Annotated in this window: 18 protein-coding genes; 8 read left to right on the top strand and 10 right to left on the bottom strand. The window is 73.4% G+C overall.

Annotation, left to right across the window (positions count from 1 at the left end; translation table 11 throughout):
* Positions 1–12 precede the first annotated feature (12 nt).
* Together BOQ63_RS43090 and BOQ63_RS43085 are read right to left on the bottom strand one after the other, a co-directional pair.
* Entirely contained in the window at positions 13–435 is a 423-nt protein-coding gene (locus BOQ63_RS43090; protein WP_030290582.1) for a carboxymuconolactone decarboxylase family protein, read from the bottom strand.
* 142 nt (positions 436–577) lie between these two features.
* On the bottom strand, positions 578–1,114 hold the full coding sequence (locus BOQ63_RS43085) for an AAA family ATPase (RefSeq protein ID WP_030557440.1): 537 nt from the start codon (positions 1,112–1,114) through the stop codon (positions 578–580).
* Between the two features lie 232 nt (positions 1,115–1,346).
* Here BOQ63_RS43085 and BOQ63_RS43080 point away from each other — a divergent pair, with 232 nt between their 5' ends.
* From BOQ63_RS43080 to BOQ63_RS43065, 4 genes are all read left to right on the top strand, one after another.
* Positions 1,347–2,291, top strand: coding sequence for a hypothetical protein (locus tag BOQ63_RS43080; protein ID WP_030557441.1), 945 nt, complete (start codon positions 1,347–1,349; stop codon positions 2,289–2,291).
* 61 nt (positions 2,292–2,352) lie between these two features.
* The gene (locus tag BOQ63_RS43075) at positions 2,353–3,300 is read left to right on the top strand and encodes a hypothetical protein (protein ID WP_150475712.1); all 948 of its coding nucleotides are present in this window, start codon (positions 2,353–2,355) and stop codon (positions 3,298–3,300) included.
* Positions 3,297–4,187: a hypothetical protein gene (locus BOQ63_RS43070; protein WP_191093524.1), complete on the top strand. Its 891-nt coding sequence runs from the start codon at positions 3,297–3,299 to the stop codon at positions 4,185–4,187. Before BOQ63_RS43075 ends, BOQ63_RS43070 begins: the two co-directional genes overlap by 4 nt.
* Entirely contained in the window at positions 4,184–5,272 is a 1,089-nt protein-coding gene (locus BOQ63_RS43065; protein ID WP_037831338.1) for a hypothetical protein, read from the top strand. The genes BOQ63_RS43070 and BOQ63_RS43065 overlap by 4 nt, the downstream gene beginning before the upstream one ends.
* Positions 5,273–5,544: 272 nt before the next feature.
* Here the strand turns inward: BOQ63_RS43065 and BOQ63_RS43060 are convergent, their stop codons facing one another.
* Positions 5,545–6,648 (bottom strand): NADH:flavin oxidoreductase/NADH oxidase, encoded by a 1,104-nt coding sequence (locus tag BOQ63_RS43060; RefSeq protein WP_072656149.1) that lies wholly within the window; start codon positions 6,646–6,648, stop codon positions 5,545–5,547.
* A gap of 341 nt (positions 6,649–6,989) precedes the next feature.
* Between BOQ63_RS43060 and BOQ63_RS43055 the strand changes: the two genes are divergently transcribed.
* A complete protein-coding gene (locus BOQ63_RS43055; RefSeq protein ID WP_030290087.1) occupies positions 6,990–7,424 on the top strand; it encodes a DoxX family protein in 435 nt (144 codons plus the stop codon).
* 46 nt (positions 7,425–7,470) lie between these two features.
* Here the strand turns inward: BOQ63_RS43055 and BOQ63_RS43050 are convergent, their stop codons facing one another.
* Entirely contained in the window at positions 7,471–10,224 is a 2,754-nt protein-coding gene (locus BOQ63_RS43050) for an ATP-binding protein (protein ID WP_454129607.1), read from the bottom strand.
* Positions 10,225–10,420: 196 nt separating this feature from the next.
* Between BOQ63_RS43050 and BOQ63_RS43045 the strand changes: the two genes are divergently transcribed.
* Positions 10,421–11,401, top strand: coding sequence for a hypothetical protein (locus tag BOQ63_RS43045; RefSeq protein WP_141763912.1), 981 nt, complete (start codon positions 10,421–10,423; stop codon positions 11,399–11,401).
* A 64-nt stretch (positions 11,402–11,465) separates the two neighbouring features.
* On the opposite strand, the gene BOQ63_RS43040 is transcribed toward BOQ63_RS43045, so the two are convergent.
* The 4 genes from BOQ63_RS43040 to BOQ63_RS43025 form a co-directional block, all read right to left on the bottom strand.
* Positions 11,466–12,863 (bottom strand): MFS transporter, encoded by a 1,398-nt coding sequence (locus BOQ63_RS43040; RefSeq protein WP_046386582.1) that lies wholly within the window; start codon positions 12,861–12,863, stop codon positions 11,466–11,468.
* Between the two features lie 550 nt (positions 12,864–13,413).
* The gene (locus BOQ63_RS43035; protein ID WP_072656150.1) at positions 13,414–14,262 is read right to left on the bottom strand and encodes a LamG-like jellyroll fold domain-containing protein; all 849 of its coding nucleotides are present in this window, start codon (positions 14,260–14,262) and stop codon (positions 13,414–13,416) included.
* Between the two features lie 89 nt (positions 14,263–14,351).
* The gene (locus BOQ63_RS43030; protein ID WP_072656151.1) at positions 14,352–14,858 is read right to left on the bottom strand and encodes an NUDIX domain-containing protein; all 507 of its coding nucleotides are present in this window, start codon (positions 14,856–14,858) and stop codon (positions 14,352–14,354) included.
* Positions 14,859–14,895: 37 nt separating this feature from the next.
* Positions 14,896–15,141 (bottom strand): hypothetical protein, encoded by a 246-nt coding sequence (locus BOQ63_RS43025; protein ID WP_030290094.1) that lies wholly within the window; start codon positions 15,139–15,141, stop codon positions 14,896–14,898.
* Here BOQ63_RS43025 and BOQ63_RS43020 point away from each other — a divergent pair.
* Positions 15,115–16,113, top strand: a complete 999-nt coding sequence (locus BOQ63_RS43020) for a helix-turn-helix domain-containing protein (RefSeq protein ID WP_308436529.1) — start codon at positions 15,115–15,117, stop codon at positions 16,111–16,113. The genes BOQ63_RS43025 and BOQ63_RS43020 overlap by 27 nt on opposite strands.
* A complete protein-coding gene (locus tag BOQ63_RS43015) occupies positions 16,110–16,322 on the top strand; it encodes a DUF397 domain-containing protein (RefSeq protein ID WP_030290097.1) in 213 nt (70 codons plus the stop codon). Before BOQ63_RS43020 ends, BOQ63_RS43015 begins: the two co-directional genes overlap by 4 nt.
* Positions 16,323–16,387: 65 nt before the next feature.
* On the opposite strand, the gene BOQ63_RS43010 is transcribed toward BOQ63_RS43015, so the two are convergent.
* A complete protein-coding gene (locus BOQ63_RS43010; protein WP_046386180.1) occupies positions 16,388–17,119 on the bottom strand; it encodes a heparin lyase I family protein in 732 nt (243 codons plus the stop codon).
* 134 nt (positions 17,120–17,253) lie between these two features.
* On the bottom strand, positions 17,254–18,648 hold the full coding sequence (locus tag BOQ63_RS43005) for a uracil-xanthine permease family protein (protein WP_072656152.1): 1,395 nt from the start codon (positions 18,646–18,648) through the stop codon (positions 17,254–17,256).
* Positions 18,649–18,787 lie beyond the last annotated feature (139 nt).

Genomic DNA, 18,787 nt, shown 5'->3' with positions numbered 1-18,787 from the left:
CCCGGCGCCGCGTCAGTTCGCCGCGACCGGGAGCAGGCCGCGCTCGCCGAAGACCTTCTTGGCGACGAAGGTCGCGTTCAGGGCCTTGGGGAACCCGCAGTAGACGGCGGAGTGCAGCAGGGCCTCGGTGATCTCGGTGGGGGTGAGGCCGACGTTGAGGGCGGCGTTGATGTGCACCTCCAGCTGCGGCTCGCAGCCGCCCAGCGCGGTGAGCATCCCCAGGGTCACCAACTGGCGGTCCCGCGCAGCGAGTTCATGGCGGCTGTAGATCTCGCCGAAGCCCCAGGCGACGACCTGGTGGGCCAGCTCGGGATTGATGTCGGCCAGCGCGTCGATCACCCGCTGCCCGCCCTCGCCGTCGACCCGGGTGAGCACCTCCAGGCCCCGGTCGAAACGCTCCTGCCGCTGCTCGGCCCCGTTCGCGGAAACACCCATGGCGCCTGTCCTCTCCTCGTACCCGTACTCGTGCTCGTGCCGTGGTCCCGGCCCTTGCGGTCGTGACCACGGCATGAACCGTAGGACTTGGAGTGCACTCCAACTCAAGCCGGAGCCAAAGCCGCGCCCGTACGACACCCCGTCAGGGGCGGGGCGTCCACCCGGGCGGGGTCAGCGCGGTATCGGCGAGGATTCGGGCGACCGTCCCCGCCAGCGTGCTGTCCTGCGGGACGACCCGCTCGGCGCCGCCCGGCAGCAGGTCCCGCTCCCGGTACCAGCCGGCCATGTCCTCGGGAGAGAACTCGGCCGCCTGCGACCGGGTGGCGTGGCGGCGCACCGTCTCCGCGAAGTCGACGTCCAGGTAGTACAGGTGGCTGCGCCCCCGGTGGTCGGCGACCAGGTCCGCCAGCATCGGGCCGTAGCGCTCGGCGGCGAGGATGCCCTCCACCACGACGTGGAAGCCGCTGTCCAGCGCGTGCCGCGCCACCAGGGAGATCAGGCCGATGTTCGCCCCGCCCGGCACGTCGCGCTCGCGCAGCACGGTGCGCCGCAGCAGGTCCTGCCCGACGAGGGCAAGGCCGCGCCCGTACGCGGCCCGCAGTCCGGCGGCGACGCTGGACTTGCCAGCCCCGCTCGGCCCCCGCACCACCACCAGCACCGTGTCCCGACTGCCCGTCACCGGGCCACCCTGGTGCCGCCGACGGGGCGGTGTTGCGGTTGGATCACGGAGCGTCCGGTTCGTCAAGCATTGGGTGGGAGTGCGGCGATTGATTTTGTTGGCGTGAATGTCATCGGACTCTCATAATGCCTGCTGAGACACGTGACGGACGGTCCGGAGAGCCGCTTGGGGGAGCGGGATCCGACGGTGGCCCGCGTGCGAAATCCCACGTTTTCCCTTTGGGGGGAGTCCTTTGTCCGCGCCCGAGAACGAGAGCGCCGCCTTCACCGATCCGCCGCCGGAGCCGGCTGCCGCGGTGACGGAACCGGCCGCCGCACCCACGCCCGCACCCGTAGAGGTGCCCGGGCCCGCAGCCGCGCCGGAAGCGGCTGCCGTGCCCCTGCCCGCGCCCGCGCCCGCGCCCGTACCCGCGCCGGACCAGGCCCCGGCCCCGCGCCGGCTGCCGCGCGCCGTCGGCGTCGCGCTGGCCACCGCCGGGCTGCTCGCCGTCACCGCGGCCAGCGCCGCGGTGACCGTCGCGGTCGGCAAGCCCGACAGCCGTCCGGCCGCCGCGCCCGCGCCCCGCGCCACCGCCACCGCCTCGCCGAGCGCCGGTGCGAGCGCGACGCCCTCCGCCGTCCCGGTGCCGACCGTCGTGCCGAGCGAGCCCGCCCCGGCCAGCACCGTCAAGGGCACGGTCAGCAACGGCAAGCACGAGGGCGACCTGCGCTACTTCCTGCTCCCGATCCCCGCCGGCGGCGAGTCCTACGGGCCCGCGGACGGGATGCCGATGACCCGCGACGACGTCTCCGGGATCTTCGGCAAACAGGACGACATCGACACCATCCTCAACCGGCTCGGCTACCGGGACGGGGCGACCCGCACCTACCGCACGGCCGACGGCAAGGCCGAAGTGACCGTCACCCTGCTGCACTTCGGCTCCGCCGACACGGCCAGCAGGTTCGTCCAGGGCTACACCATCAAGTCGCAGGAGCCGATCGACATCGACGGCGACCCCAACGCCCACGGCTTCCGCCGCACGCCCAAGCACGAGGCGTACACCGGCTCGATGACCGGCGTCTCCAGCCAGGGTGACGTCCAGTACACCATCGACGTCGACGTCAAGGGCACACCGGACAAGGCGCTGCTCAACGACCTGATGAAGCGCCAGCGCGAGTGGCTCGCATCCGGCGGCTGAGCCCGCGCCGGCGCCCGCCCCACGACGTCGTCCTCCCTTCCTCCTGTCTGGAGCCACTTCCGTGACCACCGAACCCGAGCAGCCGCCGTCCGCGGCGGCCGAACCGCCGCTGCCGCCGGTACCCCCGGCGCCTCCCGTGCCGCCGGCGCCTCCCGTCCCGCCGGTGCCGGACGAGCCGCCGGTCCCGCCCGTGCCGCCCGTCCCGCCCGTCCCGTTCGGCTCCGCCGAGGCGTCCGACGAACCGTCCGCCGCGCCGTCGGCCGAGCAGACGCCGCACCAGGACCCCTACGCCGCCGACATCCTGTCCGCCGGCCCGGAGTCGGCCCCGCGCGCCCCGCGCCGCCCCCGCCCGGTGCTGCTGTCCGTCTGCGCGCTGGCCGTCGGCGTCCTGGCCGGTGGCGGCGCCGGCTACGCGATCCAGGCCCAGCGCCCGCCCACGCCCCTGCCGCCGCTGCAGGTGGCCCTGCCGGCCTACCCGGCCGAGGTGGTCGACCCGGCCGCCCTCGCCGCCGCGCAGCCCGGGCCGCCGGCCATCGAGGGCGACCTGCCCAAGCTGCTGGTCAGCGCCCCCGACGGCAGCACCGCCTGGGGCGACTACCCGAACAAGCCGGGCTGGATGTCGATCGGCGAACTCGCCGAGCGCAGGGGCGGCGCGGCCCTGGTCTTCAAGGACCTGGCCTCCTCCGGCTTCCGGCGCGCCGCCGAGGTGGACTGGATGAAGGGCGACACCCGCTACCGCGTCTCGCTCACCCAGTACACCCCCGAGCACATCGACGAGGCCGAGGCCGCCTCCGGCTTCTGGATGCCCTTCGCCGGCGACGCCAACGGCGGCTACAGCATGGACTTCACGCCCAGGAAGTGGTCCGACACCGAGGAGCAGTACTACTACGGGCAGGCCCAGGCCCAGCGCGGCACGGTGCAGATGAAGGTGGAGATCTTCAGCCCGAAGCCGGTGGACGGCGAGGAACTCAAGGCCCTGGCCAAGCAGCAGTGGGAGCGACTGGCATGACCGACGACGACTCCGTGACCGCGACGCCGGCCACCACGCCCGCCCCCGAACCCGCCGCCCCCGAACCCGCCGCCCCCGAACCCGCCGCCCCCGAACCCGCCGACGCCGCAGCGGGGTTCACCCCCGAGCAGCCCCCCGCCGCGCCCCGCCCCGCCTCCCGCCGCCTGCTGCGCGCGGGCGCGGCGACGGTGGCCGCCGCGCTGGTGGGCGTGGTCATCGGCGTCGGCATCATCAAGACCCGGTACGACGACCCCGCCCCGGCCGCGGCCGCCGGCCCCACCGGCGCCCCCGCCCCGACGGCCACCCCCACGCCGTACGGCGCGAAGTCCAACGGCAGCCACTTCGGCTCGCTGCGCGACCTGCTGCTGCCCGTCCCGGCCGGCTTCGAACTCGGCCCCGACGAGGGCGGCTACGGCAACGACACCGAGATCGGCGCCGGGCAGATCTCGGACGAGCTGGACGCCGAGCTCCAGCAGGTCCCCAAGGACAAGCGCGACAAGCTGCGCTCCTACTGGGAGGGGCTGCACGTCAAGGGAACCGGCGTGCGGACCTACCGCAACGACGGCAACAACCTGGTGGTCGGGCTGCGGCTGCGCCAGTTCAACCAGCAGGAGGTGCAGCGGATCAACGAGTACACCGCGGTGTTCACCGGCGACACCGGCATCTTCCGCTCCGGCCCGCAGATCCCGGGCCACCCCGAGGCGCACTGCTACCTGATGCCCGCCCCGCCGTCCGCGCCGATCGACTACCTGGAGTGCTCGGCCGCCGAGGGCGACCTGCTGGTGGTCATGAGCGTCGAGGGCGTGGCACCGCTGCCCAAGGACAAGATCGTCGGCCTCTTCACCCTGCAGCTCGACCGCCTCGCCAGCCCGGGAGCCTCCGCATGACCGACCACGCCACCGCGCCGCAGCCCGGGCCGGAGCCCCACGACCAGGCCACCGCCGTCACCCCGGTCACCCCCGCGGACGACGCCAACCCTTGGGCCGCCATCACGATCGACGACCCGCAGCCCGACGCCGGCCAGGCCCCCGCGCCGTTCGCGCCGCCCGAGCCGACGCAGAGCCCGCAGGAGCAGGCCGCCCGCCGCGCCCGGCGCCGCAGGGCCGCGGTGCGGTGGAGCTGCGCCGTCCTGGTGTTCGCGATCGCGGGCACCGGCACCGCGCTGGCGGTCACCGCGCCCGAGCGCACCGACATTCCCGGTCTGGCCACCGCCAACGACGGCCGCTACACCTTCCCGCCCCTGACGCTGCCTCCGCTGCCCTCGGGCAAGGCCGCGCCGGACCTGAAGGACAACAGCAAGGGCCTGCACCAGGCGGACCTGCGCTACCTGCTGCTGCCCGCCCCCAAGGAGGCCGGCGGCTCGGTGAACCCGCCGGTCTTCCCGTCGCCCACCGCGCCCACCGCCACCGCCTCGGCCCCGGCTTCCGCGTCGGCCGCGCCCTCGGACACCGCGCCGGCGACCCCGGGAGCGAGCGCCTCGGCCACCGCCGCGCCGGCCGCGTCCGCCGCCCCCGGCGCGACGGCCCCGGCCAACTGGGTGGGCTGCGAGGCGATGGGCTCCGAGCTGCAGAACCCGGCCAGGCTGCACGGCCTGCTGCTGCAGAACGTGTGCCGCGCGGCGACCGTCCGGGAGTGGACGGCCTCCGACGGCACCTCGACCCGGATCCGGCTGCTGCGCTTCGGCTCCCCGAACGAGGCCCGGGAAACCTACTTCCGCGGGCGCACGGACCTGCAGCTCAAGGCCGCCCCCGACGCGAAGATGGCCTCCGGCGACGGCTGGGACACCGTCGCGGGCATCGAGGTGACCCGCAAGGACTCCCAGGAGACCGCGGGCAAGGGCGTGCCGACCACGCGGGTGGCGTTCGTGTCGGCCTCCGACGTGGTGGCCGTGGTCACGATGACCAACCCGCGCGGGGTGCCGGCCACGGCGTTCCGCCAGGTCGTCACCCTCCAGTGCGACCTGCTGGCCTGACCGGACCCGCCACCAGGGCCCCGCACCCCTTTCCCTGGAGGGGGTGCGGGGCCCTGTGCGCGGGGCGTCATATCCCCCAACGGGCTCTCGTCCGTGCGGAGCGCGCCCCCCGAACGGTCCCCGTGCTCCCTTCCGGCGATCCGGCTCCTGCGGCCGTGAACCCGCTCGGCCCGTGGGGCCGTTGACCCGGTGGGAGCGAAAAGGTGGAGGGGCGTCGCAGGACGGCTGTCCTGCGGCGCCCCTCGTCCACGCTCAGGCGCGCTCGTCCGCGCTCAGGCGCGGTGGTACTGGACGGGGGAGTGGACCTCGCCGCCCAGCGCGCCGGCCGCGTGGCGGGCCCAGAACGGGTTGCGCAGCAGCTCGCGGCCGAGCAGGACGGCGTCGGCCCGGCCGGTGGCGAGGATGTCCTGGGCCTGGGCGGGGTCGGTGATCAGGCCGACGGCCGCCACCGGCAGCCCGGCCTCGTTGCGCACCGCCTCGGCGAAGGGCACCTGGAAGCCGGGCGCGGCCTCGATCCGGGCGTCGGGCACGAGGCCGCCGGTGGAGACGTCCAGCAGGTCCACGCCGTGCGCCTGGAGTTCCTTGGCCAGGCGCACGGTGTCCTCGCAGGTCCAGCCCTCGCGGCCGTCCTCGGGGTTCTCGGTGAGCCAGTCGGTGGCCGAGACGCGGAAGAACAGCGGCAGTTCCTCGGGCCACACCGCGCGCACCGCGTCGACGACCTCCAGGGCGAAGCGGATGCGGCCCTGGAAGTCGCCGCCGTAGGCGTCGGTGCGGTGGTTGCTCTGCGGGGAGAGGAACTGGTGGATCAGGTAGCCGTGGGCGCCGTGGAGTTCGACGGCCTGGAAGCCGGCCTCCAGCGCGCGCCGGGCGGCGTCGGCGAACTTGCCGACGATCTCCCGGATCTGATCGGCCGTCAGCTCTTCCGGCGTGGTGTGGTCGGGGGAGAAGGCCACGGCGCTGGGCGCGACCGGGGTCCAGCCGTGCTCCTCCTCGGGGGCCAGGGCGCGCCCGCGCTCGACCCACGGCCGCTCGGTGGAGGCCTTGCGCCCGGCGTGTCCGAGCTGGACGGCCGGGACGGTGCCCTGCTCCTTGAGGAAGGAGGTGATCCGGCGGAACGCCTCCAGCTGGGTGTCGTTCCACAGCCCGAGGTCGTACGGGCTGATGCGCCCCTCGGGGCTGACGGCGGTGGCCTCCACGATGATCAGCCCGGTGCCGCCCGCGGCCCGCGCCGCCAGATGGGTGTAGTGCCAGTCCGTGGGCACCCCGGCCGCCTCCCCGGCCGGGGCGGCGCTGTACTGGCACATCGGCGGCATCCAGACCCGGTTGGGGACGGTCACGTCCCGCAGGGTGTACGGGGTGAAGAGGGTGGTGCTCATGTCGGGCTCCCGGCTCGGTCCGCGGCGCCCGTCGGCGCGGGCGGGCGCAGCTTGTTGCGAATGAAATCTACGCGCTCCGACAATAGTTGTGCACTCATTAAGTTGCAAGAGCTGCATATTTTTGCGGGCGGGCCCACCGGCGGGCGGCCCCGCGCGGTGGACGGCCCCGCCGCCGGCGGCCGCCGCGCAACTCAGAGGAACCTCAGAGCTCCCCACTCCTGCCGCCCGAGGTGACGCGGGGTCAGAATTGGCGCCGCCGCGTCAACCGCGGCCGGAGAGGCCCCGCACGGCCCCGGCACCGGCGCGCATCCCCCAACCCCCACCTGACCGAGGAGCTTCCGATGACCGTCGACCCCTCGCCCCTCGCCGAACGCACCCGCCCCCTGGTCCTGGGGCTGTTCCGGATCGTGGTCTCCCTGCTGTTCGCCTGCCACGGCGCGGCCACCATCTTCGGCGTCCTGGGCGGTACGCACGGCAAGGCACCCGGGTTCGGGCAGTGGCCCGGCTGGTGGGCGGCCGCCATCCAGCTGGCCGGCGGCGTCCTGGTCCTCGTGGGCCTGGCGGTGCGCCCGGCCGCGCTCCTGTGCTCCGGGTCGATGGCCTACGCCTACTTCGGCGTGCACCAGGAGCACGGCCTGTGGCCCATCCAGAACGGCGGCGAACCCGCGGTGATGTTCTGCTGGGCCTTCCTGCTGATCGCCGCGGTCGGGCCCGGCGGCCTGACCCCGGGCCGGGTGCTGCGCCGGGTGCCCGGCAGAGCGGCCCTGTCCGTCTGACCGCCCCCAGCCCCCCGGCCGCAGCCCTTGGCCGCAGCCCCCGGCCTCAGCCGCCCGCCCCGGCCCCCGCCTCCAGGAGGCCGCGGGCGCGGTCCGCCAGGCCGTCGGCGCCGCACTCGACGGCCAGCTCCAGCCCCCGGGCGAGCGCGGCACGGGCCTGCGGAGCCGGCACCGGCGCCCCGCCGAGGTCGACCAGTGCCATCGCGTGCTCGTAGCGGGCCGGCGAGCGCTCCAGGTGCCGCACCGCCTGCGCCAGCAGCTCGGCCGCGCGCGGACCGTCGTGCACCGCGGCGCACAGGCGCAGCGCGCTGCCGACGGCCGAGTCCGTGCCCGACCGCCGGGCCCGGCGCACGGCCTCCCCGGCCAGCTCGCGGGCCCGCTGCGGCTCGGACGGGGCCACCGCCCGCGCCAGGTGCCCCAGCCACGGCGCCCACACCGTGTTGCGCCACCCGCGCGCGTCCAGGGCCGCCCCGGCGGCCGTCAGCACCTCGGCCGCCCCCGCCGCGTCGCCCGCCGCCAGCAGCAGGCGCCCGTACAGCGTGGGAGCGTCGGGCAGCACCATCACCGTCGGGTAGGGCGGGCCGAAGGCGTGCTCGCGCGCGAGTTCCAGGGCCTCCTCCAGCCGGCCGCGCGCTGCCAGGGTCTCGGCCAGCGCCCCGACCGCGTCCCAGTGCAGCGGGGTGCCCGGGCCGATCCGCCCGGCCGTGCGCAGGGCGCGGCGCAGGTAGTCCTCCGCTTCGACGAGCGCGCCGCAGCGGAACCGCAGCATGCCGGTCAGCAGGTAGGCGAAGCCCAGGTGGCCGCCGCTCCACCCGGCGACCTCGTAGGCGCGCACCGCCTCGGTGAACAGCTCCTCCGCCCGCTCGACGCGGTCGGCGTACAGGTAACTGAGGCCCAGGATCCTGGGCAGTTCGAAGCCCCAGGTGGTGTTGGTCCAGCCGAGGCTGTGCGGCAGCCGGCCCTGCGGCAGCGCGGAGTCGGCCAGCGCGAGCGCCCGCGCGCGGTCGGCGCCGCGCAGCGTGAGGTCCCAGCAGCGCAGCACGGCCACCGCGTGGGCCAGACCGTCGTGCTCGAAGACGGCCCCGCCCGGGGCCGCCGCGTCCGCGCCGGCGTCGGTGAAGGCCATGCCGACCGTGTCCAGCGTCCGGTGGAACTGCGCAAGGCGCCGGGAACGGCCGGGGCCGTCCGCGTCCTCGGACTGGAACGCGGCGAACATGAAGTGGGCGACCTCCAGACGCAGCCGTCCCGGCCCGGGCGGGGTGCGCGCGGCCTCCTCGGCGCACAGCGCGGCGGCCTCGCCGAGCCGGTTGCTGTGGGCGAGGGCCTGGGCGAGGCGGAAGGTCGCGTCCACCCGCAGCCCGGGGTCCAGCCCGTACGGGTCGGCGAGCGCCAGGCGCAGCTGGTTGACCGTGGTCGCCGGGTCGGTGAGCAGGGCCGAGCAGCCGAGCTCGTAGAGCACCGAGGCGCGGTCCTCGTCGGCGGGCGGCTCGCTGAGGGCGCGGCGCAGGCAGCGCTGCGCGGCCTCGGGCGCGCCGATCGCCAGGTGCTCGCGGGCCGCCCGGCGCAGCTTGTCGACGATGACGCCGTCCCCTTCGGGCAGGATCTCCAGCATGTGCCGGGAGGCCGCCGGCAGGCCGAGGCCGGCGTTCTCGACCTCGACGGCGGCGACCCCGTGCATCCCGGTCCGGGCGGCCGGCGTCATCGACTGGTAGACGGAGGTGGCGATCAGCGGGTGGACGAACTCCAGCCGGCCCGCCGCTGTGCCGGTCAGCACCCGGTGGCGGCGCAGTTCCCGGACGGACTGGGCGGCGGTCTCGGGCCCCTGGGCACAGATGGCGGCGGCGAGGTCGGGGCGGATGTCGGTGTCCAGGACGGACGCCGCCCAGGCGAAACGCAGCGCGGTGGGGCCGAGCCGGTCCAGCCAGTGCCGCAGCGTCATCCCGCGGGCGGTGGCGGCGATCTCGCGCAGCAGCCCGGTGCTCTCCTCGACCGGGTCGAGGCGCTGGTCGGCCACCTCGCGCAGCAGGGCGGCGGTCTCGTACGGGTTCCCGGCGGTGACGGCCCAGACGTGGCGGCAGAAGGCGTCCTCGGCCTGCGCGCCCAGGGCCGCGCGGACCAGGTGCGCGACCGAGGCGGGCTGGAGCGGGCGCAGTTCGTGCCGGCGGTCGGCCCGGTCGGCGAGGCCGCGTTGCAGCGCCAGCGCGTCGTCGGGGAACTCGTCGCGGCAGGCGAGCACCAGCAGGGCCGGCAGCTCCCGGGCCCGGACCGCGAAGCCGGCCAGCCAGCCGAGCGACTCCGGGTCGGCCCAGTGCAGGTCGTCGACCAGCACGGCCAGCGGCGAACGCAGCTGCACCAGGCGGGTCACGACGAAGTCCAGCCCGTCGCGCACCCCTTGCGGGTCGAGCTGCCCGCCGGGCGGCCGCAGGCCGGCTGCGGGGCCGACGACGTCCTCCCACGGGCCGAAGACCCGCGCCCGCTCGTCGTCGGACAGGGCCGACAGCACCGGCCGCACCAGCTGGCGCACCACGTGGAACGGTTCGTGGCACTGCCGCTGGCCGCCCCGGGCGAACAGCACCGTGCAGCCCGCGTGCCTCGCCGCCCGGCGCACCTCGGTCAGCATCGCGGTCTTGCCCAGTCCGGCCGCTCCGGTGTAGAGCAGCAGCTCCCCGACCCCGGTACCGGCCGGCCGGGTCAGCGCCTCGATCGCCTCGGCCGCCGACCGCAGTTCGGCCTCGCGCTCGTGCAGCGGCCCGTCGTCCCGTCCGGCCCCCTCGCCGCCCCCGGCCTTCCCCTCGGCCACCCGCCGCCTCCAATTCGCCCTGCCGGGCCCGTCGTTGCAGAGAGCCGAGGTTACTGCCGATCAGCCCGCTCCGGTGCGGGCTTGACAAAGCCGCACGCGGCCCGCCGCCCGGGCCCGGCGCGCCACGGACACGCCGACCCGCCCCGCAAAACCGTTGGCCCGTGTCCGCCCGGACCGCGATACTCGCCTGCCGGCGGTGCGGACGAAGGGGGAGCGGGCGGGCGTGGAGGTCTTCGAGTGCAGGGGGTGCGGCACCGCCCTGACCGGGCCGCTGTCGCGGGTCCCGTTCCCCGTCTACGCCGGCATCCCCTACGGCAACGGCGTGGCCATGCCCGTCCTGATGGAGTCCGGGACCTACGCCCTCGGCATCGACCTGCTCGACCCCGCCGACGAGGGCGAGAACGAGGGGTCGGTGCTGCTGGCCCCGGGCGACGCCGCCGGCACCCGCCTGATCCCCGGGCGCAACGAAGGCAACTGCTGCGGCCTCGACGGCTACGGCGGACCGAACCTCGCCTGCGCGGGCTGCGGCCGCCCGGTGGCGGCCCGGATCGACGAGTGCTCCGCGTGGCAGGCCACCTGGCTGGAACCGGACGCGGCGCGCCGAGTCCCCGCTGGTCCGCCCCGCCCAGTCGCCGACTGGGCGTCGGTCGCCGGCCGGTGGCGCGCCGCCGCCCTGGTGGAGGCGGACGGGAGCCGGAGCATCCGCTGGGACGTGGAAGCCGCCGTGACCCTGGCCCACCTGGTCTCCGCCGCCGACGGCGCGCCCCTCGCCCTCGCCCCCGGCCCGCTCGCCCAGGCCTTCCGCGGACTCCTCGGCCAACTCCCGCCCCCGCAGGCCCGCCCGGCCCGGCGCGCGGCCCTGGCCGGACCGGGCCGACCACTGCCCCGTCCCCTCCCGGACATCGCCGTGGTCCCGCGCCATCCGCAGACCGGCGAGCCCTGGCCCACGCCGCCGGGCGTGGCCGCCGCGCCGCTGGCCGCCGAGTACTGGGCCGCCCTCGCCTTCCACGACGAACGCGAACTCGCGCCCGCCACCGGCCGACTGCCCCCCGGCGTCGAACGCGACGACCCCCTCCCACCCCACCCCCTCTACGCGGGCTACCTCGACCGGTGGGTCTTCCGGGCCGTCCTGAACCGCCTGAACGGCGTCGACGACACCCAGGACGACCACCGGTGAGCAACGACGACGGCGCCGCCCGGGACGCATCCCGGACGGCGCCGCCGCCTTCACGTGCCGGCCGTCAGCCGCGCGCCGTCTGCGGCACGCGCTGCGCCGGGACGGCCGACGTCTTCGCCGTACCCGTACGGCCGGCGACCGGGGCGGCGCCCAGCGCCGTGCCACGGGTCTCCTCCGCCCACAGCACGCACACCAGCAGGCCCAGCGCCGTCGTCCCGGCGGCGATCAGCATGGTCGGCCCGGTGCCCAGCCCGGTCAGCGACAGCGGCAGCAGGTAGGTGCCCACCGCCGCGCCGATCCGGCTCACCGAGGTCGCCACGCCCACGGCGGTGGCCCGGATCTCGGTCGGGAACAGCTCGTTGGGGTAGGTCCAGTCGAGCACGTTCGGCCCGCCGCACAGGAACGCGTACGCGCACAGCGCCGTCAGCGCCACGGCGGCCGGCGCGGTGGGCCACACGCCCAGCAGCGCCAGCGGAACGGTCATCAGCGCGAACGACCAGACGATGACGGGGCGCCGGCCCTTGGTGTCGACCAGGCGCAGCGCCGGGTAGCAGCCCAGCAGGAAGACCAGGCTGATCAGCCCGGTACCCAGGGTCTCCATCACGGTGCCGCCGGGCATGCCGAAGGAGGACAGGATCTGCGGGCCGAAGGTCAGCATCGCGAACAGCGGGCCGACCTGGCACAGGAAGAACAGGCCGCAGAACAGCGTGCGGCGCCGGTACGGCGGGGTCATCAGCAGCCGCAGCCCGCTGCTGCGCCGGGCGCGCTCGGCCGGGTCGGGCATCAGCTCGCGGCCGTCCACCCGCACCCCGAGGTGCTTCTCCACCACGCGCACCGCGTCGCCCACCCGCCCGTTGGCGGCCAGCCAGCGCGGCGACTCCGGCGAACCGCGCCGGATCACCAGGAACACCACGCACAGCACCGTCGAACTGGCCAGCATCCACCGCCAGCTGCCCGGTCCGGCCAGCTCCAGGAACAGGTAGCCCACCACGTAGGCGAGCACCGAGCCGGCGTACCAGGCGACGATCTGCTGGCCGAGCAGCCGCCCGCGGTGCTTGGCGGGCAGCCACTCGGCGAGCAGGGAGGTGGCGATCGGGTAGTCGGCGGCCACCGCCATGCCGAGCACGAAGCGCAGCACGGCGATCGCCCACACCGAGTCGACCCAGAAGGAGAGCACCGAGCAGGCGACCATCACCAGCAGGTCGGCGGTGTACATCACCTCCCGGCCGATCTTGTCGGTCAGCACGCCGAACAGGGCGCCGCCGACGAACATGCCCACCAGGGCGGCGGCGCCGATCAGGCTGACCTGCGCGGTGGACAGGCCCAGGTCGGGGCGCATCCCGATCAGGGCGACGCCGACGATGCTCAGGATGTAGCCGTCCAGCAGCGGCCCACCGGAACAGGCGAGCGCCAGCCGGCGGTGGAAGGCGGTATACGGGGCGTTGTCGATGGTCTGGGACATGGGTTTCGGGGTCCTCCGGAGCGTACGGCCGCGTCTCGCGCCCGTGCGCCGGGTAGACGGCAGGGAACGACGCCGCCCACGCTGGACGGCGCCTCCGCCCGATCACACCGGGCGACCGTCCACGGTTGCCCGGGTACACACGTGCCACCACCGGGTCCAAGGTCAACCGGACCGGTGACCTTGGTCCCGAAACGGACAGGGCCTTCGCCCGTGCCGAACCAAGGCCTGCCCAGTGCCCGTAGGCGTCGTCGCCGTCTGCCGCCGCGATCCCCCGCCGCAGGTGAGCCTTCTCACGACGGGCGCCCGCGGGCGTGGCGAGAGCCACAGTTTCGACTCCTGGTCCAGACCAAGCGTCCCGGGTCGGGCAGCTCGGTCCAGCGCATGGCCTCGGGGCCGCCGTGCTCCTCGATGCGGATCGCGTGCACGGGGTGACCGCCTTCCTGCGCGGGTTCGTTCGGGAGGGAACGTCCAGCACGGTAGGCAGCCGAAAATGGACCCACAAGTCCAGAATCCGTTGGAGGAGTGGCTTTCGCCGGCCCCGGGCCGGGCGCTAGCCGGGCGTGCCCAACTCGACGTTGTAGTCGGCGAGCTGGGCGATCCGGGTCTCGCTCAGGACGCCCTGGTGCACCCAGACGTCGTCCAGCGAACCGGCGAAGTACTCGCCCCAGGCGCCGTCGGTGCGCGCCCGGCCGAACTCCAGGCCCGCTCCCGCGTCGAAGGGGCGCACGCTCGGGGCGGAGGAGACGTGCGGGGTGCAGCCGCTCGCGTCGGGCTCGCAGGACTGGTTCTCGCGCTGCCCGTCGACGTACAGGGTGAGCCGGGAGGCGTCGGCGTCGTAGACCAGTGCCAGGTGGGTCCAGTTCTCCAGCACCGAGATGTTCGCGGTGTGGGCGACGGTGGTGCGGGCGGCGGTGGGGCTGTCGGAGTCGGCGACCGTGGCCTGCCACTCGCCCATGGGGCCGCCGCCGTACGGGTCGACGCCCAGGTAGTGCCAGCGCAGGGCGACGGAGCTGGTGGTGCCGGTGCCCTGGGAGAGCACCGTCATGTCCCGGGTGGGGTCGCTGCTGTTGGCCCAGGCGGTGAGGGTGAAGCTCCGGTCGGCGTGCAGGGGAGCGGCGGCGGCCTCGGCGTAGCCGGTGGCGCCGTCGAGCCGCAGGAAGCCGGGGGCCGGGAGGAGGGGCTCCTCCGGGCTGACCGAGGCGCCGTTGCCGAGGACGGCGGCCGCGTGGGCGGAGCCCTCGTCCGGCGAGCTCAGCGGGCTGCCGGCGGCCTGGGCGAACTTCCAGCGGTCGATCGGCTGCGGCTGGTTCGTGTCGGCGGCCGCGGTGGCGGCCGGGGCGGCCAGAAGTACTCCGGTCACGGCCACGGCCGCCAGCAGTCTGGATCCACGTACGGTCATATCGGCTCCACGGTTGAAGATCATCTGAAACGGAGCAGAAGCTTCGTGGAGCACACGAACCGATGTCAATCCTTTTGGTGCCACGCTGGTCAGCCCACCGGGACCGGGACGCCCTGGATGAGGAGCGGGAGGCCGGCGCCGTGCTCCCAGGCGTCCCAGGCGTCGTCGACGCGCCGGTACTGGTCGTCGGCCATGACCTCGCGCAGCTTGGACTGGGGCACCCAGTGCAGGCCGCGGATGTCGGCCGGCGGCTGGTGGCGGCGGACGGTGTCGGCCTGCTGGGGCGTGCGCATCCCGCCCGCGTAGACGAAGTCGACGCCCTCGGGGAACTCGGCGGCGGGCGCGTGGTCGATGGTCAGGACCGTGCGCAGGCCCAGGACGAGCCCGGTCTCCGCTTCGAGGTGGCGGCGGGCCGCGAGGTGGGGGAGTTCGTCCTGCTCGGCGCTGCCACCGGGCAGGGGCAGGCCCTCGCGGTGGACGGGGTCGACGAGGAGGACGAAGAAGTCGTCCGCCCGGTCGGGGTCTTCGAGGAGGACGAAGACCTGCTGACCCGACCGCCGGGCGGGAGGACGGCTCATGAGGCGGGTGCGGTTCAACTCTGCTCCAGGGTGGGAGGGGCTCGAAGGGGGTTGGTTACAGCGGCCGACGGCGCGGCTTGCCGCAGGTCCCCGGCGCGGTCTCCCGGGGGTTGAGGGACTGGAGGAAGGCAGGGGCGACCCGCCACTCGGGCCCGGTCGCTCCGAGCGGTCGGAGAACCGCCGTTCCGAGGAGCACTTCGACGAAGACCCCCTCGCGCGGCTTCCCGTTCTCCAGACAGCTGAAGTCCCGGACGACTTCGTGGAGTTGGAAGGGATGAGGGGAGTTCTGCGCGTCAGGCATGGGGTCTCCGCAGGTAGCGCTGTGCGTCCGGTGAATTACCGGGTGTGGCCATGGTGGCGCTTCGCTCGGTACGATCGGAAGGCTTTCCCACTTGACAGTTTCCTCATGTGGAATTCGCGCAGCAGTGGAGGTCTGACGGTGCGTGAGTCTCGGCTGGATCCATCGGCTTCGCCTCTCAAGGCGTTTGGAGCCCAATTGCGCAGGCTGCGCAAGGCGGCGGGCTTGACGCAGACCCAGCTGGGGGAGCGCACGCAGTTGAGTGATAGTCAGATTTCGAACCTCGAAAGAGGGACGCGCAATCCCACGCTTGAGTGGGTCCGCGCTGCTGACAAGGTCCTTGTTACCGGTGGCACGCTAGAACTGACGTACTGGAGTCTCAGAGGGTCGTCTTTCCTGCCGGGCTACCCGGAGTACGCAGCCAAGGAACGGGAGGCCAGGGTCATCCGGCTCTTCGAGCTGGGCATCATCCCTGGCCTGGTGCAGACTCGCGGTTACGCTGAGGCCCTGGAGGCCGGTGCTGTTGCGCGAGGCGGTGTCACAGCTGAGCAAGGAGCCGAACGGGTCCGGCTCCTTCTGAATCGACAAGAACGAATCAACAGAGACCCTGCTCCGCTGATCCATGTGATCCTTGACGAGAGCTGTCTACGGACCGTGGTTGGCGGTGGTGGGGCTGTGATGTCTCAACAGCTGGCACATCTGGAGATGTTGGCCCAGCGGTCCAACTATGTGGTCCAGGTCGCGCCCTTCGAGTTGGGCGCGCTTCGCCCGTTCATGCGGTCCATGTCGATTCTCGATCTCGGCGACGGCGCCTCGCTCGGGTACACCGAGACGCATCAACGTGGCTACCTGGAGAACGACCGGGCAATCGTGTCCGCTTGGGCGAGGGAATACGATCTGCTCCAGGTGGAAGCGCTGTCGCAGACGGCATCGCTCGCAAAGATCAGCAAGGCGCGAAGGGACTCTTCAGCATGAGCGAGAACGTTGACCTGACGGGTGCTTCCTGGAGCAAGAGCAGCTACAGCGGCAACGGCGGACAGTGCGTTGAGGTGGCGTTCGACTTCCAGGGACTGATGCCCGTTCGCGACTCGAAGGACCCTCAGGGGCCCGCCTTGGTCTTCCCGTCCGAGGCCTGGAAGTCGTTCGTCTCCGCTGTCCGCAGTGGGGAGTTCGGCGACCTCTAAAGCGACAGGCCCGGACCGCAATCCCTGCGGTCCGGGCCTGTCGCCGTCGTTGTCCTCCTCTTCCGTTACGAGCCGGCGGTGGCCGTCTCCAACGTGGTGGCCATCACCGGGCTGGTGAAGGTGTTCGTCGCATCGCCCGGGTTCGGGTGGTAGGAGCCCCACTTGAGGTAGTTGCGGTCACCGTCCCACGTCGTGCCCTTGAACGTCCCCGAACCGCCGCTGAACGTCTGCTTCTTGCCGTCGAACCAGAAGTCGATCGTCCCGTCGCTGCGCCCCAGGTGGATCTTCAACGCGTACGCGTGCCACTCGCCGTTCTTCACCGGCGCGGTCCACAGCGGGTGCGCCACGTGCTCGGTGTCCCACTCCTGCAGCCGCACCCGCCCGGTGGTGAGGTCGATCTCGATCGGGTGGTTCGCTGTGCCCTCGCTGGGCGAGCACTTGAGCTGGAACACGTACCGGCTCTGGTCATCGCCGATCTCCACCTTGGACGACCAGCCCAGGTAGAACGTGTCGCCCTCCTTCAGGTCCGGGCCGACCGTCTCGCAGCGTTCCTGGTTCGCGGCTTGGAACGCCTTCCACACGCTCCCCTTCACCGGGTCCTTGACGACGCCGAAGCTGCTCGGGGCTGCGCACTGGACGCCGACGAAGGACGACGGCCCCTTGGCCGTGCTCGGGGTCCACAGGACCTTGCCAGTGGCAGCCGAACTGCTGGCCGCGGCCGAGCTGCAGGAGATCGCGAAGGTGGCCAGGGCCAGGGCTCCGACGGTGAGCTTGCGGTGCTGGGGCAGAACGGACATGCCTCTCCCGTCAATGGGCGGTCAAGAAGGGTGTACGGAGCGATTCGACCATCTGACGACCCCTCTGACCAGGCAAAAAAGACCGGCGGAAGTACCCTTTCGGGTACTTCCGCCGGTCTTTGAGGACATCACCCTTACGGGGTACGCCGCTGCCCGCCGTTCTCGTCGTAGGACGAGGTGCCCTCGTCCAGCAGCGGTTCCTGGGTCTTGAGGTGCGCCGGGGCCAGCGCCCGCAGCGCGTGGTAGCCGGTGATGACGACCAGGGTGCCGAGCGCGATTCCGCTGAGGCTGAAGGTGTCGGTGAACTTCAGCGTCACGTTGCCGATGCCGATGATGATGCCCGCCGCGGCCGGCACCAGGTTCAGCGGATTGCGCAGGTCCACCTTGGACTTGATCCAGATCTGCGCGCCGAGCAGGCCGATCATGCCGTACAGGATGACCGTGATCCCGCCGAGCACCCCGCCCGGGATCGCGGCCACTACCGCGCCGAACTTCGGGCAGATGCCGAACAGCAGCGCGAACCCGGCCGCCGCCCAGTACGCCGCCGTCGAGTAGACCCGGGTGGCGGCCATGACGCCGATGTTCTCGGAGTAGGTGGTGTTGGGCGGGCCGCCGAGGGCGGTGGACAGCACAGAACCCACACCGTCCGCCGAGATCGCGGTGCCCAGCTTGTCGTCCAGGTTCTCGCCCGTCATCTCGCCGACCGCCTTGACGTGCCCGGCGTTCTCGGCGACCAGCGCGATCACCACGGGCAGCGCGACCAGGACGGCCGACCACTGGAAGGAGGGGCCGTGGAAGGCGGGCAGGCCGATCCAGTCGGCCTTGCCGACGCCGGACAGGTCCAGGCGCCAGTGGTCGGTCATGTGCCCGCCGCCGTCCACCGAGTGGATCTTGCCGAAGACGCGGTCGAACACGAAGGAGATCCCGTACCCGAAGACCAGCCCCAGGAAGATCGCCACCCGCGACCAGAAGCCGCGCAGGCACACCACCGCGAGACCGGTGAACAGCATCACCAGCAGCGCCGTCCACTGGTCCTGCGGCCAGTACGTGGAGGCGGTCACCGGGGCCAGGTTGAAGCCGATCAGCATGACCACGGCGCCGGTGACGATGGGCGGCATCGTCGCGTGGATGATCCGCGCCCCGAAGTACTGGACGGCCAGGCCCACCAGGAACAGCACCACGCCCACCACGAGCACCGCGCCGGTGACCGTCGCGCTGGTGCCGCCCTGGGCCCGGATCACCGCGGCGACCCCGACGAAGGACAGCGAGCAGCCGAGGTAGCTGGGCACCTTGCCGCGGGTGGCCAGCAGGAAGATCACGGTCGAGACGCCGGACATCATGATCGCCAGGTTGGGGTCCAGCCCCATCAGCACCGGGGCCACGAAGCTCGCGCCGAACATGGCCACCACGTGCTGGGCGCCGAGCCCTGCCGTGCGGGGCCAGGAGAGCCGTTCGTCGGGGCGGACGACCGCTCCCGGTGCGGGCGTTCGCCCGTCACCGTGCAGCTTCCAGCGCACGCCGAGATCCATGTGGGGGTTCCTTCTCTGAACTTTCGGGGGGACTGTCCGCACCATTCTCATGGTCATCCGGCCACCCGCGCACACCTGGACCCGCTCCTGACCTGCGCACTCGCGCGGGGAGCGGGGCCGGGGGAGGTGTGACGGCCGG

This window comes from Streptomyces viridifaciens (assembly GCF_001888885.2).
GTDB classification, from domain to species: Bacteria; Actinomycetota; Actinomycetes; order Streptomycetales; family Streptomycetaceae; genus Kitasatospora; species Kitasatospora aureofaciens.
The sequence above is the reverse complement of the archived record's forward strand: the minus strand, read 5'-3'. Positions and strand labels throughout refer to the sequence as shown.